20 protein-coding genes and 5 pseudogenes are annotated in these 22,352 nt (G+C 53.8%); 4 read left to right on the forward strand and 21 right to left on the reverse strand.

Translation table 11 applies throughout. The features are described from left to right. The 8 genes from LHL20_RS11595 to LHL20_RS21235 form a co-directional block, all read right to left on the reverse strand. Nucleotides 1-1,029: a TraU family protein gene (locus tag LHL20_RS11595; RefSeq protein ID WP_015066572.1), complete on the reverse strand. Its 1,029-nt coding sequence runs from the start codon at nt 1,027-1,029 to the stop codon at nt 1-3. Continuing rightward, a complete protein-coding gene (locus LHL20_RS11600; protein ID WP_443983612.1) occupies nt 1,013-2,140 on the reverse strand; it encodes a TrbC family F-type conjugative pilus assembly protein in 1,128 nt (375 codons plus the stop codon). Before LHL20_RS11600 ends, LHL20_RS11595 begins: the two co-directional genes overlap by 17 nt. Nucleotides 2,141-2,147: 7 nt before the next feature. After that, complete coding sequence (locus tag LHL20_RS11605) at nt 2,148-2,660, reverse strand: S26 family signal peptidase (protein WP_015066570.1); 513 nt, start codon at nt 2,658-2,660, stop codon at nt 2,148-2,150. Beyond that, nucleotides 2,644-2,991, reverse strand: coding sequence for a hypothetical protein (locus LHL20_RS11610; RefSeq protein WP_015066569.1), 348 nt, complete (start codon nt 2,989-2,991; stop codon nt 2,644-2,646). The genes LHL20_RS11605 and LHL20_RS11610 overlap by 17 nt, the downstream gene beginning before the upstream one ends. Next, a complete protein-coding gene (gene traC, locus LHL20_RS11615; protein WP_015066568.1) occupies nt 2,984-5,383 on the reverse strand; it encodes a type IV secretion system protein TraC in 2,400 nt (799 codons plus the stop codon). The genes LHL20_RS11610 and traC overlap by 8 nt, the downstream gene beginning before the upstream one ends. Further along, nucleotides 5,383-6,075: a DsbC family protein gene (locus LHL20_RS11620; RefSeq protein ID WP_015066567.1), complete on the reverse strand. Its 693-nt coding sequence runs from the start codon at nt 6,073-6,075 to the stop codon at nt 5,383-5,385. Before LHL20_RS11620 ends, traC begins: the two co-directional genes overlap by 1 nt. Nucleotides 6,076-6,285: 210 nt before the next feature. Further along, a complete protein-coding gene (gene tnpB / locus LHL20_RS11625) occupies nt 6,286-6,540 on the reverse strand; it encodes an IS66 family insertion sequence element accessory protein TnpB (RefSeq protein WP_011788498.1) in 255 nt (84 codons plus the stop codon). Next, nucleotides 6,537-6,809: a hypothetical protein gene (locus LHL20_RS21235; RefSeq protein WP_071979591.1), complete on the reverse strand. Its 273-nt coding sequence runs from the start codon at nt 6,807-6,809 to the stop codon at nt 6,537-6,539. The genes tnpB and LHL20_RS21235 overlap by 4 nt, the downstream gene beginning before the upstream one ends. 119 nt (nt 6,810-6,928) lie before the next feature. Here LHL20_RS21235 and LHL20_RS11630 point away from each other — a divergent pair. Then, nucleotides 6,929-7,431 (forward strand): annotated as a pseudogene (locus LHL20_RS11630) (IS4 family transposase); the annotation flags it as partial. A gap of 78 nt (nt 7,432-7,509) precedes the next feature. On the opposite strand, the gene LHL20_RS11635 reads toward LHL20_RS11630, so the two are convergent. The 9 genes and pseudogenes from LHL20_RS11635 to LHL20_RS11665 all read right to left on the reverse strand — a co-directional run bounded on the left by LHL20_RS11635 (nt 7,510) and on the right by LHL20_RS11665 (nt 18,005). Continuing rightward, the gene (locus tag LHL20_RS11635) at nt 7,510-7,701 is read right to left on the reverse strand and encodes a heavy-metal-associated domain-containing protein (RefSeq protein ID WP_015066565.1); all 192 of its coding nucleotides are present in this window, start codon (nt 7,699-7,701) and stop codon (nt 7,510-7,512) included. Between the two features lie 97 nt (nt 7,702-7,798). Then, a pseudogene (locus LHL20_RS21240) lies at nt 7,799-8,182 on the reverse strand (efflux RND transporter permease subunit). Continuing rightward, nucleotides 8,173-8,706: pseudogene (locus LHL20_RS21245) on the reverse strand (efflux RND transporter permease subunit). Before LHL20_RS21245 ends, LHL20_RS21240 begins: the two co-directional pseudogenes overlap by 10 nt. After that, a pseudogene (locus LHL20_RS21250) lies at nt 8,690-8,782 on the reverse strand (hypothetical protein); the annotation flags it as partial. The pseudogenes LHL20_RS21245 and LHL20_RS21250, both read right to left, overlap by 17 nt. 213 nt (nt 8,783-8,995) lie before the next feature. Beyond that, entirely contained in the window at nt 8,996-10,489 is a 1,494-nt protein-coding gene (locus LHL20_RS11650; protein ID WP_226433432.1) for an efflux transporter outer membrane subunit, read from the reverse strand. A 1-nt stretch (nt 10,490) separates the two neighbouring features. Then, on the reverse strand, nt 10,491-13,682 hold the full coding sequence (locus tag LHL20_RS11655) for an efflux RND transporter permease subunit (protein ID WP_226433433.1): 3,192 nt from the start codon (nt 13,680-13,682) through the stop codon (nt 10,491-10,493). Beyond that, nucleotides 13,679-14,737, reverse strand: a complete 1,059-nt coding sequence (locus tag LHL20_RS11660; protein ID WP_319003228.1) for an efflux RND transporter periplasmic adaptor subunit — start codon at nt 14,735-14,737, stop codon at nt 13,679-13,681. Before LHL20_RS11660 ends, LHL20_RS11655 begins: the two co-directional genes overlap by 4 nt. Further along, a complete protein-coding gene (locus LHL20_RS21185) occupies nt 14,734-14,988 on the reverse strand; it encodes a hypothetical protein (protein WP_269464978.1) in 255 nt (84 codons plus the stop codon). The genes LHL20_RS11660 and LHL20_RS21185 overlap by 4 nt, the downstream gene beginning before the upstream one ends. A gap of 362 nt (nt 14,989-15,350) precedes the next feature. Further along, on the reverse strand, nt 15,351-18,005 hold the full coding sequence (locus LHL20_RS11665; RefSeq protein WP_011788492.1) for a heavy metal translocating P-type ATPase: 2,655 nt from the start codon (nt 18,003-18,005) through the stop codon (nt 15,351-15,353). A gap of 329 nt (nt 18,006-18,334) precedes the next feature. On the opposite strand from LHL20_RS11665, the gene LHL20_RS11670 reads away from it, so the two are divergent. Then, on the forward strand, nt 18,335-18,523 hold the full coding sequence (locus LHL20_RS11670; protein ID WP_226433434.1) for a hypothetical protein: 189 nt from the start codon (nt 18,335-18,337) through the stop codon (nt 18,521-18,523). 71 nt (nt 18,524-18,594) lie between these two features. On the opposite strand, the gene LHL20_RS11675 is transcribed toward LHL20_RS11670, so the two are convergent. Together LHL20_RS11675 and LHL20_RS11680 are read right to left on the reverse strand one after the other, a co-directional pair. Beyond that, nucleotides 18,595-18,873, reverse strand: coding sequence for an ArsR/SmtB family transcription factor (locus LHL20_RS11675; RefSeq protein ID WP_443983613.1), 279 nt, complete (start codon nt 18,871-18,873; stop codon nt 18,595-18,597). Nucleotides 18,874-18,917: 44 nt separating this feature from the next. Beyond that, nucleotides 18,918-19,946 carry a cation diffusion facilitator family transporter gene (locus LHL20_RS11680; protein WP_011788490.1) on the reverse strand — a complete coding sequence of 343 codons (1,029 nt, stop codon included), beginning with the start codon at nt 19,944-19,946 and terminating at the stop codon, nt 18,918-18,920. A gap of 426 nt (nt 19,947-20,372) precedes the next feature. On the opposite strand from LHL20_RS11680, the gene LHL20_RS11685 reads away from it, so the two are divergent. Both LHL20_RS11685 and LHL20_RS11690 read left to right on the forward strand, forming a co-directional pair. After that, the gene (locus LHL20_RS11685; protein ID WP_226433435.1) at nt 20,373-20,714 is read left to right on the forward strand and encodes a hypothetical protein; all 342 of its coding nucleotides are present in this window, start codon (nt 20,373-20,375) and stop codon (nt 20,712-20,714) included. Then, nucleotides 20,708-21,229, forward strand: a complete 522-nt coding sequence (locus LHL20_RS11690) for a hypothetical protein (protein WP_226433436.1) — start codon at nt 20,708-20,710, stop codon at nt 21,227-21,229. Before LHL20_RS11685 ends, LHL20_RS11690 begins: the two co-directional genes overlap by 7 nt. A 40-nt stretch (nt 21,230-21,269) precedes the next feature. On the opposite strand, the gene LHL20_RS11695 is transcribed toward LHL20_RS11690, so the two are convergent. Together LHL20_RS11695 and LHL20_RS11700 are read right to left on the reverse strand one after the other, a co-directional pair. Next, nucleotides 21,270-21,623 (reverse strand): ArsR/SmtB family transcription factor, encoded by a 354-nt coding sequence (locus LHL20_RS11695; protein WP_011788489.1) that lies wholly within the window; start codon nt 21,621-21,623, stop codon nt 21,270-21,272. A gap of 370 nt (nt 21,624-21,993) precedes the next feature. After that, a pseudogene (locus tag LHL20_RS11700) lies at nt 21,994-22,202 on the reverse strand (IS4 family transposase); the annotation flags it as partial. Nucleotides 22,203-22,352: the final 150 nt, after the last annotated feature.

Raw genomic sequence — 22,352 nt, forward strand, 5'->3', positions numbered from 1 at the left:
TTAACCTCCCGAGTTACAGCAGTCTTGCCAGCGCCACAAAATGTAGAGCGCATCTTCACCGGCACCGGGGATCGTTCGCCACTCTCCCCATTTCATGGTGCTTTCACCGATGACATGCGCACTTTCAGTTTCCGGTACAGGGAAGAACATACTCATCTTGTATTGGGATTTCGGCAGCATGGGTTCGATAACAGGTCGGCATAGCGCACTGCTCCCCATTGTTCGTCTTGCAAGACCACGCCTGTGTTGAGCCGCGATTGCACGCGCCGCTAAATGGCTGGTGTTTTCTGCTAATGAACCAAAGGCTAAGGTGTGGCCAGATAACGGATAGAGATGGCCCCAACTGCCAGCACACCAAAACAACTGATCGATGGGTTTACCAAGCGTTGATGAAGCAGCGTCAGCGGTACAAGCAGAGATAGCCAATGGATTAGCAACAGCAGCAGCTTCAGGCTGAGTAAAAAAGGCCAGTTCATCGTTCAGCCATGTTGGGTCCAATTCCGACAAATACATCAAGTCAAAATCCATGTAACCATCGGCATTGCAATTGCCATCCATGAACAAATCGAGCATGACCAAAAGCGGAAAGGCGTAATAATGGTAATGATAGAAAGCAAGATCACCGGTATCGTATTCACCTTCACCATGACCACCTTGCAATCGCCTATCACCTAACGGTAAGCGAATCCCTCCCAGTGAAGGCGAACAACCCGGCGTTCTGACCAGTTCAATCAGACGCGCTGGCTCCCACATGCTGGTAACAATACCTGGCCTTGGCACACCTAAGTTGTCTTCACATAAGCAAAACGACTTGTTTGATGCGCCGCTTGGGACACTGCCAGAGCCAAGTGGAAGACCTGCAACCCGGATAGGAAAAATGCATGACCAGCAAACATCCGTCAGCAACTTACCGGACAATAAACCCGCGTCTGGGCAGGTCAGTTCGGCTTTAGCAGAAATAGATGCGCCCAGGACAAACATGACAACGAGAGTCCGCAACAGACGATACGTATTATTGAGCTTTTTCATGAACAAGCTCCTTTGCTGGAATTTCTTCTATTTCAAACGCGAGCCCCTTTGCTTGAACAAACGATGGGGTGACTTGCAGATCAAAGCGCTGCTTTAGCGAGGCATTGAGAAGGTAAACCGGACTGTCCAATGTCTTTTCGAGCGCATTGAGGCTATTCCAACCTTGAGTACGGTCGAGCTGCGTGGTGATAAGCGTAATGCGGCGCAGTGTCCTATCTTGCGTCTCAAGCCAATGCGCAACTGCGTCCACTTCTTCAGCGTTCGACGCATTAAACACCACAAGCTGCTGAGTAAACGGCAAGGCTTTTAGCGGGTTAATACGCGTTCCTGCTGGGATCAATGTTCGGCCATTGGCATCCAATAGTGGCCGCTTCATGACGATGGTTGGATCAACCATTCTTATCCGATACTGCGTGGCTTTGGGTAAGTCAGTGAAAGTTTGGCGAGACCAGAAACGCTCAATGGCTTTTTTCTTTAATGCGCCCAGGTCAATCGACTGTAAACGCTGCATCGCCACTTGCATCAAATCCGGTTCTAAAATGGAATGAATAGGACCGCGTTGACCCAATGAACCGGTATTGCCTGTTTCAATTTGACGCTGCAACCAGTCGTTGCTGTAAACCCCTAGTGCACTTGCAGTCACCTTGTCATCTTCTATGCGGAAAATGGCAGGCACGCTAGTCACCCGCCAGTGCACAAAGGCTTTCGGATCGATTCGAACCTGAGGAACAGGATCAAGCCCCGTCATCAGCGTATGCCAATCACGGATAGCCGCCCCCAAGGTCTTTCCTTCAGGAATTCCCCGAAACAACACAATAGCGCCGGTAGCACTGGCCTCTTTAAATAGCTGCTTCAGTGACGAATCTCCCAGTGAAGACGACGCAAAAATCAACCATTCATCGTTGTGTTTGAGCGACGCAGGTTGTTCAATCGGTGCAAAAGGCTCAATAAATTCAGATGAACCATCCACAGCACTTTGTAAAATGCTGCGGCTCATTTCGACGATCTTTTTGTCTTCGTAAGACAACGGAAAAGGCTCTTGTGCCCAGGACACTTGAACCCAAGCCAATGGCGCAACCAACAAAAATAAGAGACATAGTCTTTGCATCATCTACCTCCTACCAAAGCGGCCAAGCGCGACCGACAATCTGCTCGCGCTTAACGGCGTTCCAATAGCGGGAGTCGAAACTCGTTGCGGCCTCACCGGAAAACCAATACTCGTTTTCTTGCAGCGTCAATGAGCGGCTAAATTCTGTTTCAGCCACACCAAGACGCTGGGCTAATGCCATGCCGGTAGAGACTTCAGCACCATTCACCAGTACATGCTCAGGCGTCACCTTGACTTCATCCCCTGGCATCCCTGTTAGGCGTTTCAGCATCCGAGTACCGTCGTTATATAACGGAGCAAGTCCTTTTGAGTGGAAGGCATACAAACCATCCTTAACGGGCTCTTTATTCCATAGGTCAATCAGATACACCGTGGTATCAGGCAGGCAGCGCTCTTGCTGGGTATCAATACCTATTCGGTAGCGCATCATGGCGTAGGTGCCTACCAAGGCCATGATTAACGCAAGAACAGTCAACCGGATGAGGTATGGCCGCCAAGGCATTCTTTTACGGAGTATCTGCATGAGACACCTCCTTTGAGCCTACTGGCACAAATACGGAATCATCAGCACCCACCACCGCTTGGGCATCCAGCACGATAAAACCGGCTGTTTTTAACTTTTCAATTTGCTGATTGGTCTGAAGCAACCTGGATTCGATGTCTTGTTCGCTGGCATTGGGGCCCAGTGACAACACCGCCTCCCCAAAATCTACGACTGCAATGGGCGTACTTAACGCCAACTGGCTGTGGATGGGTTCGAGTGTTTTCATTAAGAGCCAGCTGGTCATTAAACCGCTGCCTGCAATAGACAAAGTAATAGAGGCCATAAATGGCCAAAGCGTGGTCTTATTCATAGCCTCGCTCCTTCAACAACTGAGAGATGGCATCAGCAACAGAAAGGCCTTTGCGCGTTAACTGTTTAATCGCGTTTACATCTTCTGCACGGGACGAGTACAACAGCTTGTGAAACGGATCGACAATGAGGCGGCCAATCCCGGTGCCCATTTCGGTAATAAAGAAAATCTCGGAATAGACACCCGTGACGGTATGAACCGTTTTCAGGTATTCATAGCCGCCTTCACCTAGTGGCAAGCGGCCTTCTTTTTTGAGCGCGTTGATGGTTTCAGCTTTTTGGCCAAGCAGGTACATATTGGCCGAGTTTTCAGCGATGGCTTTACCTGTTGGGCTGTCATACAAATCGTTGACCGACTGCGTTACCGTTACAGCACTGCCGCCATATTTTCGAAATCGACGGTAACCCGTCTCAATGAACTTACCGACATCACCTTGAGTCAGCAGATCCCAAGCTTCATCAATGAACACAATCTTGCGACGATCCCGCTCACCTAAGTACATCTCTTGTTGGATTTGGTAGATAAGCTGAAGCAACACTACTTGTTGTAGATGCTTACGCCCCTTAAGCTCTTCTAACTCCAGAACGGTGAAACGGTTTTTGAAGCGAATATTGTTGTGGCCATTAAAGAATCGGCCATATTCGCCCTGTGTCGTAAACGGATAGAGCTGCTCACCCACGTCTTGCACACGTCGGTCTTCATGATTTTTTAAAGCCTCTGCCACATCATCAACCAACATGGCACGACCTTTTTTCTCCCACAGTTCACGGGTCTGACGCTTTAGGTTTGCCATCTGAAAATCGGTTAATGACTGCGTAGGTGCGGCCATTGCGGCCAATAACCCAACCAACACATCCGCTTCTTCGTCATAGTCCTCAACGATTTCAAACGGATTTAAGCAAATGCCACTGTCTCGCCCGAACTGTAAGAACTCACCGTCATAGACTTCACACAGCTTTTCATAAGAGCGGCCAACATCAATCACCCAGCATTGCCCGCCTTCTGATAGGTAGGAGGAGATGATTTCGTTCACCAGGAATGACTTACCCGATCCCGATTGCGCCGCGATGCAACAATTGTAATTACTGCCCGAGTCATAAAGGGACACACTCATGATCTGGCCATTACGGGAAACAAAGTTAATCACCGGCGTGCCAGTGCCTTTCCAATCCGCAAACAAAGGCAACAGAGGGATCACATGCCGTGTCGCCATGGTCTTGAATCGAAACAAGTCGTTCATCGCCTGGCGGTCGGCACCAAATGGCAGGGCATTCAGAAAAATGGGCAAACAGAAGTACTTGTCTTCCATCAGCTCAAATCCGAGTTCTTTGAAATAGGTTCGAGCATTTGAAACAGAACTGATGGACGCTTCTTCCGTTGGGGAAAACAGCGTCAAAGTCATATTTGCCCGAATAGGACGATCACCTTCTTGCAAAGCTTCAAAAAGAACATCAAATCTCTTTTTCTTGGCTGCAAGCACCGGCACAAACTTGAGCATCGGGCCATAGGCCTGATTGACCGCCCACTGACGCTTCGTCTCTAAACGAGATCGCATCGCCTCAGCTGAGGGAAAGTGAATGGTGACATTTAGCAAAAAGCTGCCGCGTAAACCGCGACTGCCCGTCATCATATCGCCCGCAAAACTTGCGGCATGACCAAACCAGATCCGCTCAGGCAAGCGTTTAAACGATAAGGTTTTAACTCGGTAATCGCCCAGCATCAGACCTTGGCTATCCACCTTGATAGCTCGGTCATAATCCAACACTTGCTCCCGAAGTGGTTTATCTGCCTCACTGCGGATTGGTGATGGATTACGCCAGGAAGCATCTTTTCCCCAGTTAAGCTGAGCACTTATTGCCGCGAGCCAGTTTCGGTCAGTCATCTCAGTGACGCGAAAACCAACCGTTGCCAGCGCTTGCGAGAAAGAAGCCCGAAGCGCGGATGCTCGACTCAACTCACGCTCCGTCGGAATAGGACTTTCCAAAGGCAATTTGCAGGTGACGATCAGTTGAAAGTTGCGTACCTGAGTCTGGGTCGATTCTTCTATCGATTGAACCGTGCCCCCATCGAGGAAATCCGCACGTTTGCGTATCGACGCCCTAAGCAATGGATCAGATTGACGATGCCGTAAGCCCATCATGCGCTGAAGGTCGGTTTGAATATCAGGCGAGGCGTAAAGGCCAAATTGCAGCAAAGTGTCTTTTGGCCAGTCGTTGTTGAGTAGAACATTAACCCTGTCTGCAACAGACTCATCACCACCCGGCAATGGGTCACATAGAAAACCAAAGCCAACACTTTGGTCTTCCATGAAAAACAGTTGCTCATCGTCTGAATAGGCCAATACTGGCAATAGCTCTGAAGCGCGTTGTCCTGAATACAAAGAGGCTTTCATTAACGCCCCTCCAACCAAGCAGAAAGGTCATAAGGACGACCTCGGCTGATGCGACCATCATTGGCGACAATGAAAGGCACACCTTGAATGCCCAGAATTTGAGCCGTCACCAAGGTACGCTGCATTGGTTCTAAGTTGCAGGCATCATCCTGTTCTAGGTTACCAATCCGGCCATTCAGCAATGCATCGGTGGCCGCTTTCTTGTCACGCGCACAGCCAAGCTGGCGAACCTGACGCTCTGAATCTGGACCAAGCACTGGCACAGGGAGAATTTGGAAGGTGTATTCTTTGGTTAACGGCAGGGCTTGTTTCAAAAGCTCATGGCAATGTGGGCACCGAGGGTCAACAAAGACCACCACTTTCTTTTTGCCTTCGCCTAAAGTCAGTGGGTTCAAATCAGCCATTTTTAAGCCAAGGCGACTTAAGTCCAGCGTGTTTCCCGCTTCTCGAATTTCTTCAAGGCTGGTAAGCGGCTTTTTGGACCAGGCATCATAGAGCGTGCCATCAATGACGAACCGGCCACTGTCTGACATAAAAATAATACGGTTATTGCTTTCGACCGCTTTCATACCCGTGACAGGTAAAGAAACCATGCCGTCAATTTTGCCAACGGGCGACACTTCAGACACAGGTTCAGCTTGAACAAAAGGAGACAGCGCAAGCGCCAGAATAAATGGAGATAGTTTTCGCATGAGGAGTCCTCGTTAATGTAAATCGAGGCTCCAGTCTATGCAGTTGTCCTATGTGGACTCGGTTAGATAGATTGAAGAATTGAATACCTTACTAAATAGCTGCTCCGAAGTGTAGATCACCTGCGAAGGTGAACTCAGTGTTGAATGAGCGATCAGATAAGTCTCCAAACCGCACTTTACAGAAGCACTTGGTGGTTTTGAAACCGCCCCCTACAGGTAGATTTCGAGAGGCCTTCTCTCATCAGAAATACAGATCCAAAAGGTATTAACCTTTTGTTCGTGGCACACGCCAGCACAACACTTTGATTTTATCGCGCTGTTTTTGGTGAACAGGAATAATGCGCCACTTACTAACGGTAAATCGGTGTCACTTTCGATAATCGCGGCAAGGCCGTTGATGGACTTTCTAAAATCGACACTTTCACGATACAGATAAATCTCTAGTGAGCTCAGCATGCCTTTCATGATAGCGCACCGATGAGTTCAGCCAGGTTACTTACTGGCGTGCATTGGGGATTGCGCAGTTCGATATCATTGACGAAGAGTGTCATGTTGGCGGTTGCCACTTGGGCCTGATACTGAGTTATCTTTTCAACGACTTCTGCTCTAACAAAACCTTGAGATGCGCCAGTGTTGTTGAGTTGCTGGCGCTTGGCAGAGAACGTTGAGGGATTGAGTTGATTGAGCTTACAAAATGTGAGTGTTGATAATGAACTCGATTCAGATTGCTTGATTAGCGTTTGCCATTATTGGTTGGTGCATCGTTTGCCATTTTAAATCTCCTTATGGTTGGAGACTTGATCTTATTCTGCGTGTTAGGTGATTAGAATGCGCGGTTTATGAGGCGCTTACGCTCGATTTGCAAGTTCGTCGAGGAAAGCAGATATTCAGAGTAATAAGGCTCTGTTTTGCCGGAGAAATACGATTTTGCATCTGGCTTATCAACCTCCCGCGGGAAACCTACTAAGCGGATGATGTTATGGCAATCTATCGTTGTCGCTGGCAGGTGAAGTTGCGATTCAAAGAGTTGAAATCCCATACAAACTTGCAGAAATTTATGGCGGCACAGAAAGCGATTGTAGATGGTTTGGTATGGTCAAGCCTGCTCGCTCTGATCATTCGGCGAAGCGTCTTTCTTCAAATCATGCCATCAGTCTAGCTATTCAAGGCCGCCAAAAATGTGGAAATTTGGCTGTTGCCGATCTTGAAAGCATCAGCCAGCACGCATGGTCAGAAATAGCGGAGAGGATAGATTGGGCGACCCGTTATATAACGAAGAACGCCCAAAAAGCCCAACAGTCAAAAGACAAACAAAACATCACGTTAGATGGGATACTGCATGGGCTTAATTCTTAAGGTCCAGTCTATGAATGAATGCCCTGAATGCGAAATTTAAAGTTGCCTCATTCAGGAGGCAACCGTAAAAGGAAAATACTAATCCCGAGGAGGGAAGCCTGCTTCAATTAGAGCATAGGAGACCTTTTCAACTGATAATGAAGTTTTTACCGTCACCTTACGAGTCGGAGGATCAGTTAAAACTGTAGCCTCTGGGTCTATATCCTTAATTGCTTTAGTTACCGTCCGGGCGCAGCCCCCACATGTCATATTTTCTAAATGAAATTGCATTTATATACCTCCAGTTTGGTTTGAGTACTTCTGATTGTAGGGCTTTCCACTGTTGTAAGGTCAAGGTCTAAACTCATTTCACTCTGATATCTTTTCACTAAAGATTGACTATACTTTCTGCGTTTTTTCTTAATGACAGATTTCTTACTATAACGTAAAACACCGGCGTAAGTAGTAATCCAAAGAAGGTTACACCAAGCATACCGGCAAACACTGCAATACCCATGGCGTGACGCATTTCTGCTCCAGCACCACTAGCTAGTACAAGAGATATCACACCAGCAATAAATACAAGAGAAGTCATCAAAATAGGACGCAAACGTAAGTACGCTGCCTCGAGTACGGCCCCAAGCGGTGATCGTCACTAATTCTCCTGAGTCCTTGCAAAATCAACGATTAAAATGGCATTTTTTGCGGCCAGCCCGACTAAAACAACGAAGCCAATTTGAGTATAGATGTTATTATCACCGTTTAGATCCATATACCGCCAATTGCAGAAAGGAGTGCCATTGGTGCAATAAGCAGCACAGCAAATGGAAGCGACCAACTGTTGTACTGAGCGGCAAGAATCAAGAATGCAAAGAATACCGCCAATGGGAAAATATACAGTGCGGAATTGCCCGCTAATTTTTCCTGATAGGTCAGATCAGTCCATTCGTACGCCATACCTTCATGTAGATTTTCCTTAACTATTTTCTCAATAGCATCTGTAGCCTGACCAGAAGAATATCCTGATGCAGTAACTCCCGTAATATCAGCGGATGGATAGCCGTTGTATCTCATAACGCGATCAGCGTCTGAAGTTAGTTTGATATTGATCAATACTTATAAAGGGATCATATCACCAGCAGAATTCCTGACTTTCAATAATCCAATATCGTCTGCCTGCATACGGAATGGGGCATCAGCTTGAGTTATTACACGGTAGGTACGGCCAAATCCATTAAAATCATTGACGTAAAGCGATCCCAAATTTACCTGTAATACATTAAAAATGTCGGTCAAAGCTACCCCCTGAGATAGTCCGGATCTGCTCCAGACTGATACCTAATACTTTGCAACTTAGTATAAGCTGCAACCGCTCAACTTGCTCCTGCCTTTATTGCCTTTAGTTGTTGCTATAACGATCAGGAGCAGGTAAAAGACCCTGAGCCTCGTAGAACCCAGAGAGTCCTCGTTAGCTTTGCAAGCTCGCCGGTTTTCATACTCATCTACACACGCATGGAGGCGACTGCCACCATGCGTCATTTCTTGGTACGAATATCCAATACCAGTGCCAGTAGGGAAAAACTAACTATCGACTCGCTTGCGCCACACCACTTGGTGTGCTCTCTGTCCACCCGCCTCCCAGAGCCTTGTAGAGCGCGATAAGGTTGCTCAACCGAGCCAGACGCGTACGCACCAACGTCTGCTGCGCGCTGTACAGCGTACGCTGCGCGTCAAGCAAGGTGAGGTTATCGTCCACACCTTCCCTGAAACGTTGCTCGGCCAGGTCATACATGCCCTGACTAGCAGCAACCAGGAATTGCTCTGAACGAATCTGCTCATCAAGTGTTCGCTTGCCGGCAAGGCCATCAGCCACTTCACTAAAAGCAACTTGAATGGACTTCTCGTAGTTGGCGATCTCGATGCGCTTTTTTACGTGCACCACATCCAGATTGGCGCGCAACGCGCCACCCCGGAAAATAGGCACCGTAATCTGCGGCAAGAAGCTCCAGGCGCGCGAACCCGATTCGAAGAGCCCATCAAGCGATGCGCTTGCCGTCCCCGCAGAACCCGTCAAGCTGATGGTGGGGAAGAAAGCGGCTCGCGCTGCTCCGATACTGGCGTTGGCACCCAGAAGTACCTGCTCGGCCGCGCGCACATCCGGTCGGCGCACGAGCAACTCAGAAGGTAGGCCACTGGGCAGTTCGGTCGGCACGATGCCATCCGGCAGCACTATGGCTTTGTCAAGTTGCTGCGACAGCTCAAGCGTCAGCGGCTGGCCGAGCAGTAGCACTAGCGCGTTTCGGTCTTTGGCCGTTTGACGTGTGTAGTCCGCGAAGTTGGCCTCGGCTGTACGCAGTGCAATTTCCGAGCGGCGCACGTCAAGTTGCGTGGCATTGCCAGCCTCGAACAGTTGGGCAGTAAGTTCATGCGAACGCTTTTGCGTGCCGAGCGTCTCGCCTGTTAACTGCAGTAACTCCTGGTCAGCCCGCAACGTGAGATAGGCGTTAGCAACCTCAGAGATCAAACTCATCTGCGTCGCTATGCGAGTCTCGTCCATAGCCAAGTAGGAAGCCAGCGCTTGGTTGCTGAGGCTGCGGATACGGCCCCAGACGTCCAGTTCCCAGGCAGCGGTCACCCCAGCAACCTCGTAACGACGCACGACGTCGGCAGCGCCGGTGTTGCTGAGATCGGCTGGCAGTCGTTCTGCGGCCCCTCTGCCGGATACCCCCAAGTTCGGGAGCACCTCAGCGCGCTGAATGCGGTACAGTGCCTGCGCCGCCTCAACGTTGAGCGCAGCTTTGCGCATGTCGCGGTTGCTCTCCAGCGCGATACCGATCAATTGTTGCAACAGCGGGTCGCGGAAGAAATCTCGCCAGCCGATATCGGCCGCGTCCGTGGCTGGGGCCTCTGACGTCGCTTTCGCCGGTTCTGCATAGGCCGCGCCCGAAGGATATGCTATATCAATCGGCGCTGGCGGCCGATCGTACTTGGGTGCCATGGAACAACCGGCTAACGCTATCGCGAAAGCTACCGGTGCCAAGCTCTTGGCAGGTTGTGTGAGTGCGAAAGGTTTCTTCATCTCAAAATTCCTCCTGGCCGTTATGCTTGTCGCTCATACCGACGCGGGCTTGACTGGCTTCACGACGCAACGCCAGCTTGCGCACTACGACGTAGAACACCGGCGTGAGCACCAGACCGAATGCCGTCACGCCCAACATGCCGGCGAACACAGCGATACCCATTGCGTGACGCATCTCGGCACCCGCTCCACTCGCGAGCACCAGCGGTATCACGCCAGCGATAAAAGCCAGTGACGTCATCAGAATCGGGCGCAGCCGCAGCCGCGCCGCTTCAAGCACGGCCGCCAACGGATCGACACCTTCACTCTCCTTGGCACGGGCAAACTCCACGATCAGAATTGCATTCTTGGCTGCCAGGCCTACGAGCACCACGAAGCCAATTTGCGTGAAGATATTGTTGTCGCCGCCCGTAAGCCAAACACCGGCGATCGCCGAAAGCAACGCCATGGGCGCGATCAACAGAACAGCGAATGGAAGCGACCAACTGTTGTACTGAGCGGCCAGGAACAAGAATGCCAACAGCACTGCCAACGCAAAAATGTAGATGGAGGTGTTGCCAACCCGCTTTTCTTGGAACGTCAAGTCAGTCCATTCGTAGGTCATGCCGTCCGGCAGCGATTCGCTCACGATCTTCTCGATCGCGGCAGTAGCCTGGCCAGACGAATAGCCCGGTGCTGGTCCGCCGCTGATGTCAGCTGATGGGAACCCGTTGTAGTGCATCACTCGATCGGGACCGGAGCTACGTGTGATCGTCGCGATCGCGCTCAACGGGATCATGTCCCCCGAAGCGTTCCGCACCTTCAGCATGCCAATGTCTTCAGCCTGCATACGGAACTTCGCATCGGCCTGCGTCATCACTCGGTAAGTTCGGCCAAATCGATTGAAGTCATTGACATAAAGCGAGCCCAGATTGATCTGCAGCGTGTCAAAAACTTCGGTCAGCGACACACCTTGCGACTTGGCCTTTACGCGGTCGATGTCCACCTGCAACTGTGGAGCATTGGCCTGGAAGCTGGCCAACATGTTGGCCAGCTCAGGCGCTTGCATGGCTTTGCCCATGATCTGACCTTGGGCCTGTGCAAGTGCGTCTGGCCCCAGGCCCGCACGGTCTTCGATCTGCAACTTGAAGCCGCCCATTGAACCCAGACCAGGCACTGGTGGCGGAGGAAAAATCCCGACGAAGCCGTCCGGTATTTGACTGAATTTGCCCATGAGCCTGCCTTGAATGGCGAACGCCGACAACGACGGGTCCTTTCGTTCGTTGAAGGGCTTGAGCATGGCGAACACCAGCGCGGTGTTGGGCTGATTCACTGGGCCGTTGAAGGAGAAGCCGGGGAATGCCATCACGCTTTCGACGCCAGGCTCGGCAAGCGCGATCTTGCTCATTTCCTTGACAACCGCGTCGGTGCGGTCCAGCGAGGCACCAGTCGGAAGCTGGGCGATGCCCACGAGGTAATACTTGTCCTGTGCGGGCACAAAGCCGGCAGGTACCTTATGAAAGCCCAGCCACGTCAACCCCAGGAAACCGACATAGAGCAGCAGCACCACAGCACTTCCGCGAACTGCGCGGCGCACGCCTCCGACATAAGCATTCGAGGCGCTGTCAAAGAAGCGGTTGAAGCGGCGGAAGAAGCCACCAAACAGGCCGTCGATGAGGCGCGTGACTCGATCGGGCTGGGCCGCGCCATGATGCGGCTTGAGCAGGATGGCGGCCAGCGCGGGCGACAGTGTGAGCGAATTGATCGCCGATAGAATGGTCGAGAACGCGATGGTCAGCGCGAACTGGCGATAGAACTCGCCTTGCAGCCCAGACAGGAACGCCGAGGGAATGAAGACCGCCGCCAGCACCGAGGTGATGGCCAGGATCGGGCCAGTAACCTCGTCCATGGCTTTGAGCGCTGCGTCCTTGGGCGACTCGCCAAGTGCCATGTGGCGCTCCACGTTTTCTACCACGACGATGGCGTCGTCCACAACAATGCCGATTGAGAGTACGAGGCCGAACAATGACAGTGTGTTCAACGAGAAGCCGAACATGTGCATTACGGCGAAGGTGCCGACCAGCGAGACCGGCACGGCGATCAGCGGGATGATCGACGCTCTCCAGGATTGCAGGAACAGCACCACCACGATCACCACCAGCAGAATCGCCTCTAGCAGCGTGACCGCTACAGACTGAAGCGAGGCCCGCACGAAGACCGTAGGATCGTAGGCGATCTTGTACTCGATGCCCTCTGGAAAGCTTGCTTGTAGACGATCCATCGTCGCGCGTACCGCGCTAGACACATCTAGTGCATTGGAGCCAGGCGTCATCAGGATCTGAATGCCAACCGTGTTGCCGCCATCAAGTTGGGCGCGCATGGTGTAGTTCTCCGCACCTAACTCCACACGTGCCACGTCGCGCAAGCGTGTAACCTGGCCGTGGGTGCCAGCCTTGATGACGATATCGCCGAATTGCTCTTCGGTGGTGAGACGCCCGAGTGCGTTGACGGTGACCTGAAAGGCAGACGAGGCGTTAGGCTGCTGACCGATAGAGCCGGCCGCAACCTGCACGTTCTGCTCCCGAATGGCGGCGACCACATCGCTAGCGGTCATGCCACGAGACGCAACCTTTTCGGGGTCGAGCCAGACCCGCATCGCGTACTCACCCTCACCACCAAGCAACACGTTGGCGATGCCCGGCAGGCGTGCCAGTTCGTCACGGACGTTGAGCATCGCGTAGTTGGACACATACAGCGGGTCGTAACGATCCCCTGGCGATAGCATGTTCACAACCATCAGGATGTCGGGCGCGGTCTTCTCAGTCACAACGCCGATGCGTTGGACCTCGGGTGGCAACCGGGGTAGCGCACGCGACACCCGGTTCTGCACCTGGATTTGCGCGATATCGGCGTTGATGTGTTGCTCGAAAGAGATGGTGAGCACCATCTTTCCGTCCGTGGACATCTGGGACTGCATGTACATCATGCCTTCCACGCCGTTGATGGCTTGCTCTAGCGGCGATGCCACGGTGTCGGCAATCACTTGCGGATTGGCGCCGGGATAGCTCGCCGTGACCTGTACCGTTGGGGGGGTAACCTGAGGGTACTCGCTCAGTGGCAACTGGAAGTAGCTGATCGCGCCCGCGATCAGCATCAGCACCGAAAGGACGATTGCGAAGATAGGGCGGTTGATGAAGAAACGGGGGAAATTCATTTGCGAGCCTCCGCTGAGCCAGCTGCGCTGTCAGCCTTGACCTGATCGGCCCCAGCCGCCCCAGCGGCCTTGGCAGACTCCGCAGGGACTGCCGGGGCACTAGCCGCAGTCTTAGTCGCGTCGGGAGCGCCGGCGGCCGGTGCTGCCGGCCCCTGCATGGGCACCATGCGCGGCGTGACAGTCATACCAGGTCGTACGAGGCCTTTGATTATGATTTTTTCGCCACCCTGCAGGCCACCGTTTATAACGCGCAGACCGTCGACTACGGGACCCAGCTCAATCGGACGATACTGAGCTTGGTTGTTTTCACCCACGACCAGAACATAGTTTCGGCCTTGATCGGTGCCAACCGCTTGGTCGTCGATGAGGACGGCCTGCCGAGAGCTTGCGGTGGAGAGCTTGGCCCTCGCAAACAGCCCAGGCGTCAGCCGTCCATCAGGGTTGGGGACGACCGCGCGAGCGCGGATCGTGCCGGTACTTCTATCAATCGCATTGCCGACGAAGTCGAGCACGCCCTTGTACGGAAAGTTTCTGTCAGTGCTCAAGCCTACTTGAACGGGCAACGAAGCATGAGTCCCTGAACCAGGTCTCGAGCGGCTCACCACATTGACGTAGGTTGCCTCATCGATGTCGAAATAGACGTGCACAGGATCGATGGACACGATCGTGGTAAGTAGCGTGGCTGCTCCTGCACCGCCGCCGCTGACCAGGTTGCCCTCGGTCACCAGCACTCGGTCCACGCGCCCGGCAATTGGTGCCGATACCCGCGCGTAGGACAGGTCGAGCTGCGCCGCTGCGACTGTGGCCTTTGCCGCCTGTACCTGCGCCTGACGCGCATTGCGTGCGGAGACTGCATCGTCATAGGTCTTCCGAGACAGGGCGCCATTGGCAACAAGCCGCTCGGCACGATCAAAGTCGGCCTGAGCCTGACTGGACAGCACCTCAGCCTGCCGCAACTGCGCCGTGGCGGTGTCGAGCGCGACTTGGAAAGGCCGTGGGTCAATCTGGAACAACAATTGCCCCTTGCGTACCAGACTTCCCTCGGGCACGCTCACCGCGTCGACGGCCCCCCCACACGCGAGCGCAACTCGACCACCTTCGGTGCGGCCAAAAAGCCGGTGAACTCAGTTGACGGCGTGATTGTGCGCGTGATGGCCTCAGCCACAGGCACCTGCGGTGCCATCGGTGCGCCAGCTGGTGGTGCTGCTGGTTTACTTTCATCCTTGCCATCTCGGGCAGCCACCGCTATCCCCCCGACGGCCGCGATGACGCTAGCTACCAAAATGATCCTGATTTTTTTATGCATGGAAGTTACCTTTTTTATTACGGGGCTTCGGTCCATCCGAAGCGGTTCGCATATGTTTCTAAAGGCTAGCCCTTACAACCACGTCAAGGTCAAGCCTTTTTCGATGACCATGACGAGCATGGGACTGGACTACAAGCTCTGGAACCTTCCGGCCTCCCGGTGAACGCATGAGATGCAGTTACGGCCGAAAGGGACGCATCTGAGCCCATTATCCACGTCCGATCATCCCATCTATTTAAACTCGTTGTTCTAAAGGCATTCTTTTATCGCCTAACATCGATGTTTTCGGAGATCGATTTACAGATGAAGATATGGAAGGGCTTGGCGCCGCAACAACGGCAGTTCAAGCCCTCTGCAATACCTCAATGGGCATCCTGTACGGACACAGAGCTTTGATGACCTCCGTTCTGGCCATCGGCTGGCTCTTGGGCACCCTTAAAGCGGAGTAGGCGCAGCGCATTGAGCGTGACCAAAGCGGTGGCACCGGTGTCGGCCAGCACAGCAACCCAAAGGCCAGTGATACCCAGCACACTGGTGACTAGGAACAGGCCCTTGAGGCCAATGGCGAACACTACGTTCTGGTGGATGTTGGCCATCGTCGCGCGGGACAGCGCCACCAGGTGCGCAACGTCCGTGACGCGGCTCTTGAGCAGAGCAGCGTCTGCGGTCTCTAGGGCCACGTCGGTGCCGCCGCCCATGGCGATCCCTACATCGGCGGTCGCCAAGGCCGGCGCGTCGTTGATGCCGTCGCCGACCATCGCCACCTTCGCGTCGCGCTTCAAGTCGTTGACCAGGCGCAACTTGTCTTGCGGAAGCAACTCACTCTCCCACTCGATATCCAGCTTGCCGGCGATGGCCTGCGCAGTTCTCCGATTGTCACCGGTGAGCATGACCGAGCGCACACCCATCGCCTTGAGCTGGGCCACGCCTTCGCGGGCGTCACGGCGAGGTTCGTCACGCAAGGCCAACAGGCCCATGACATTCTTGCTTGCTTCGTCGAACAGAACCACCACCGTCTTGCCACCATCTTCCAGCTTGGCGATTTCCTGCTGGTGCGCGAGGGTCAGCGTGGCCATCTGCCCTGCATGGACGGGCGATCCCACGGCTAGCTTGCTGCCGTTCACGGTAGCGCGAACTGCCTTGCCCGGGATAGCGAATGCTTCGGTGGCTTGTGGAACCTCCACATCGAGGCTCTTGGCGTGGGCAACGATTGCCTTCGCCAACGGGTGATTCGATCCAGACTCGACGGCGGCGGCGAGCGCCAGTACCTGTTGCTGCTTGGATTGCCCGAAAGGCACGACTTCAGTGATGCGCGGCTTGCCCTCTGTCAGCGTGCCAGTCTTATCGAAGGCGACTGTGCGAACGCGACCAATGGTTTCCAAGGCGTTGCCACCTTTAATCAGCAAACCTCGGCGAGTAGCAACAGCCAGTCCCGAGGCAATGGCCGCCGGCGTTGACAAAACCAAGGCGCACGGGCACGCGATTAGCAGCAAAGCAAGACCACGGTACAGCCAAGTGCCCCAATCACCACCCATGGTAAGCGGGGGAACCACGACGATCAGCGCCGCGATGGCCATCACGGCCGGGGTGTAGTAACGGCTGAACTTTTCGATGAAGCGTGCCGTCGGCGCCTTGGAGGATTGAGCTTGCTCGACGAGCTGGATGATGCGCGAGATGGTGTTGTCCGATGCAGCCTTCTCAACCAGAACTTCAAGCACACCGTCGACGTTGATCGAGCCGGCAAATACGTCATCGCCACCGGCCTTTTGACGCGGCACGGACTCCCCTGTGATCGGAGATTCATCGAGACTGCTTTCGCCGCGGAAGATCTTGCCGTCAGCGGGCACTCGATCACCCGGGCGCACCAAAACCCGGTCGTTCACGCTCAGGGAGGCAGCGGGCACTTCGCGCTGCCCACCATTGGCGTCGAGCAAGACAGCAGTTTTAGGCACCAGAGAAGCCAGCGCTTTAATGCCGGCGCGGGCGCGGCCAGCGGCCACACTTTCAAGCAGCTCGCCGACCGCGAACAGGAACACCACAGCAGCGGCCTCCTCGGCCTCGCCAATCACGAGCGCGCCCAGCGAGGCGACAACCATCAGTGTTTCGATGGAGAACGGGGAGCCAGATATGGCCAGCGCGAAGGCTTTGCGCGCGAACGGGAGTACGCCAGCGATCACGGCAGCGGCGAAGATCCATTCGGCATAGCCGGGGATAAATTGAGCAACTGCATAGGCCGAGCCCATGAGAGCTGCTAGGCCCTGCACATGCTTACCCTTCTTCGTCTGCCACCAGCGTTGAGTGATAGCTGAGGGCACGCGGGCAGGCGCGGCAGGCGAGGATCCATCAAGGCGGCGCACGTCGGAGACGCCGAAACCCAGGCTTTTGATGGTCTTCTCGATGTCGCCAATATGTGTAGGACTTCCAGACGCGAGCGTCAGCTCAAGCGTTTCTGCCGTGAAGTTGATGCGGGCATCTGATACGCCCGCCATGCGAGCAAGAGCCGTTTCAATCTTGCCAACGCAGCTCGCGCAGTCCATGCCTTCCACGTGCATCGAAACGTTGGGTGGGTTACCAGGGGGCTCGCGGCGAGCGTGTGAGGTGTGATCATGTCCACTGCAGGAGCCGTGTTCATGCCCGCCGTTTGTCTTTTGCGTGTGGCCGTGCCCATGATCACCGCCGCAAGCGTGACCATCCTTGTGATCTTCGCTGTGGTCATGTGCATGGACCGATTGGCGCGATACGGCCGCAATCGAGAGCGACGACACTGGCAGTTCTTCCACACCGAACCCCAAAGTTTTGATTTTCTTAGCTACATCGCGAGCAGTGAAGCGGCTTTTCAGATTGCGAGTCAACGTCAGCGTTTCGCTAGAAAAATTGACTTGCACGTCCGTCAGCCCATCCATTCGGGAAAGGGCCTTCTCGATTTTGCCGACGCAGCTCGCGCAATCCATGCCCTCCACACGGAAGCTCAGCTGCTCCCTAGCCTTGTCCTGGTACTCCGTTATTTCCCTTGTCATATCTACCTCCAAGTTCTCTGAACACTTTGCAAGTTAGGTTCGCCGCACGCCGCACATACTGCTTAAATACAACAAACACATGAACATACATTCATATATTAATCATTAAAAAAGAAGGCTGTTGTCCTTCTGTTTACGATCGTCTGTGGTTTTGGCGTGCGGCGCACGTGCTTACAGTTTCGACGCATTTTCAAAATGCAGATTGAATTTTAGCACACATATGAAGATATGTTCAATTGTTTAATTAATGGAGTTAGCATGGTTAATTTCTACGCTCACGATGGGAGGGAGTGAAAGCTGGCGTCGGCTGATGAGGCCCAGGGGATTGAGTGCGGTCAGATCCATACAACCGTCACCCAAACATCACGCATGGGCGAAGTCGCGCTTACTCAGGACTGGGATGGCGCATTACAGTTGCTGACGGGCTGGCACCTCTCTTGCGCAATCGCGAAAATGCCCAGCAAAAAGTAGGCTTCTTTGCGTTCGACGCAATTCGCAATCATTCCTCAGAGAAGTGACAGGCCATGTCCTGAAACACTTGACTGATGTGCTCATCCGCGATGCCGTAGAAGATATGTTTCGCCTGACGTTATCCACGCACAAGTCGAGCTCCACGCAGGAGCCGCAGATGATGACTGACCAAGAATTGGGATAGATCGAGCGTTTCTGCGATGTCGCCCACCGCGATTGATCCGCGCATGCACTGCAGCAGGATCTTCAGGCGCGATTGATCTCCTAACAGGAGAAAAGTCTCAGCGAGAACAGCGACGTCACTATGAGAGAGCGCCAAGAACTCTGGGGCCGAACGCTGAGCATTGGTGGCGCAATTCTGAGCATTGTCGCCATTGGCGTGTTTTCGAGAAGTCATGGATTTCTTGTCCCTGAGCTGCCAGCACTACGCTGGCTGCAGCATCAGTGTTGATGACCCGGGACGGAATGGTCGTGCTTATGACCCTTTTCATGGCTGTGGCTAGTGTCATGCTCATGTGGGGTGTGCCCTTGCGGCCCACCTGTCGGCTGCAAGCTGCAAAGGTTCTTTTCACCAGGAGAGTTCCATTCGATCCCGACCGTCACGTGCTCGATGCCAAATTGCTCTCGAAGCACCACCTCTACGCACTTGACCACGGTGCGCGCTTCCTCAGCCACACTAGGGCGAACGTGCAGCGTGGCCATCGTGCGACCAGAGGTAAGCTGCCATACATGCACATGACTGACGGCCGCCAAGCCAGGCACCGCGCCCATCAGGCCTTGTTCCACCTGCTCCGGAGAAGCGTCCTCGGGCGCACCTTCGAGCAAAATGTGGATCGATTTCGCCAGGAGCTTCCAGGCGCTGCGCAGGATCAGGGCTGCCACCAGCACCGACAGGATGGGGTCAATTGGCGTCCAACCAATGAGATAGATGACCACTGCAGCGACGATGGCACCGACCGAGCCCAGCAGGTCGCCCATCACGTGCAGGATGGCCCCCTTCACGTTGACGTGATCGGTCTCTCCGCGGGTCATGATCCACAACACCAGAACGTTTACCAACAATCCAAGCACGGCGACGATCATCATCGGGCCGGCAAGGATGGCGGGCGGAGCTTGCAGTCGCTCCCATGCTTCATAGGCGATCCATGCCACGATCACAAAGAGCGTCACAGCGTTCAGGAAGCCGGCGATGACCTCGAACCGAAGGTAGCCAAAGGTGCGCTTGCTGTCAGCTGGTCGGCGCCCGAACCGGAATGCCGCGTATGCCAGAGCCAGCGCTGCTGCATCGGTCAGCATGTGGCCCGCATCGGCCAGAAGAGCCAGCGAGCCCGACAGCACGCCGCCGACAGCCTCCACGATCATGAAGCCGAAGATCAGGAAGAAGGACAGCAAGACCTTGCGTTCGTTAGCGCCGGTCACTTTTGGAGTGTGGTCATGGTCGTGACCATGTTCATCGTGCGATTGGGACATCAGGGCCTCGCGCAGAAATTAGGTGGTTGACTGTACGTAAAATATAATACATGAACATATGTTTATGCAATGTATTTTTAGCAAATCATACTAAGGACTGCGAAAGATGAGTGGCGGCGATGCGGCTAATTAGTACGCCTATCCTCTTGGCCACGCCCTGTGCAGGTCGTCCACAATCAGGTCGTGATGATGTTGGCCCAGATCCAAGTGCTGACGCAGATAGAGGATGACCCGCCGGAAGGTTCGGATGGTCGTAAGCCAGATCGAACGGGGCGCTGGCTGGCCAAAATCGCAGCGCGAGCACCACGCAGGAAAGCGCCTGAAAACATCTAGGAGATTTCAATCATGGACACGAACTTCGACGTCATCGTCATTGGCGCCGGGCCTGGTGGCGACATCGCAGCGATTCGCGCCGAGTAGTTAGGCATGAATGTCACCTGCGTCGATGCCTGGAAAACCAAGGAAGGCAAGCCAGCCCAAGACGGTACATGCAACAACATCGGGTGCATCCCGTCAAAGGCGCTGCTGCAGTCGTCCAAAAACTTCGACCAAGCCAAGCACCACCTCGGCGCGCTCGGCATCATGTCCACGGGCGAGCTACGCATGGACGTGGCTGTGATGCTGGAGCGCAAGAATCAGGTCGTGAAGTCGAGCAACGAAGGTAAACTCTATCTGTTCCGAAAAAACAAGGTGCAGTTCTTAAACGGTCTGGCGTTTATGACTCGGGCCGCCTTCGGCCTTGAACTGGATGGGCGCCCGTCGTGGTGAACGGCGAATGGCGCACCAGCGTGCTCAGTATCTGGGCCATCGGCGATGTGGTGCGCGGCCTGATACTAGCGCACATGGCAGAGGAAGAAGGTGTCGCTGTGGTCGAGCGCATTGCAGGCCATCGCGGTCATGTCGATTTCAACACGATCCCCAACGTCATCTACACCAGCCCGGAAATCGCCTGGGTAGGTCGCACCGAGCAGCAGCTCAAATACGCGAGCGCTGCATATCGGAGCTGTACATTTCCGTTCATGGCTAACGGTCGCGCGCGTGCATTGAGCGAGACAGCGGGTCTCGTCAAGGTGATCGCAAATCCTACGACAGACGAAATCCTCGGCGTACATGTAGTCGGCCCGCAGATCAGCGAACTTGTGGCTGAGGCGGTCATCGCGATGGCATTCAATAAGGCCTCACTTGCGGTCGATAAGCGCGCTGAACTTCTGATTGATCAGAATTGGACCCGCATTCATCTCATTGAGTGTAGCCGCGGGCGGTCATACGGCCCCAGCTTGTAATAGATCGCAATCCGCATCGCAACGAGCGCTTCGCCCGCGGCTAATCGTCGTTGTGCTCTTCGACGATGTGAGTGGACATGTCCAGCAGCACTTGGTTCACATGCTTGTCGTCCACCTCATAGAAAATTTGCTTGGCCTGGCGCACCCCCTTCACAAGGCGGGCTCCACGCAGCAGCCGCAGGTGGTGACTGACCAGCGACTGCGAAAGCTCGAGGGATTCCGCGATGTCCCCAACCGAGGAGGAACCCTTCATGCAGCACAGCATTATTCTCAACCGAGACGGGTCGCCCAGTAGGCGGAAGGTCTCGGCCAGGATCGTAACGTCATTCTGTGACAAAGAAGCCAGATCGTCGCTTGCACCGCGGGGCGCGTTAACTTGTTTGCGTAAAGTCATTTCTCAAAAATTCCAACTCTCGAACAGCTACTCATGCCGTTCAGAATTAACGAGGCTGCGATAATTTGATCGCACTCGCCGACAAAGATCAGGAGACAGCCTGCGAGCCAAGGCGCGCCGCGTCTATGCGCAGCGAAATCGTCCAAACCAGCAGCGCTCAAAATAGGGCTTAACCTTACAACATAGTAACCCTCAAGTACCCTGTATGTCTAATTTCAATTTTGAGAAGACACCTTGAGCATGCCATTAACAAGTGCTGGTCGTGCCACCGTAGCAGCGATCAGCCTGCCCATCGAGGGCATGACCTGCACGAGCTGCATCGTCCGAATCGAGTGCGCCCTGACCAAGGTGCCTGTCTCTTGATCACATCTCATTGATCAAGAGACTTGGCTAACAGGTAACCTTCAAGGATGGTTTGTGGTAAAACTATCCTTCCCATAACCGCTCCCTGCCGACTCGTCCCGTCCTTTTTGAATCAAACCAACCCACTAATTTTCCGAGACTTATACAAACCCAATAAACACTTGGAGTTCGCTTCGGTACTTTTTTCTTTTCGACTTTTGACCACAGCAGCTTCCAATCACTCACAAACTTACTTGTTAGCACTGATTAAATAAAGTTGACTTTAATCATATGAATTTTAATAAATTAAAAATCAGGCCGCATGCGACCTCATCCTGACGACAAAGGTCTAGCTTTCGAGCTAAACTGCGTATTCCCACCCATGGC

The sequence above is a fragment of the Alteromonas sp. McT4-15 genome (assembly GCF_020515205.1).
Taxonomy (GTDB): Bacteria; Pseudomonadota; Gammaproteobacteria; order Enterobacterales; family Alteromonadaceae; genus Alteromonas.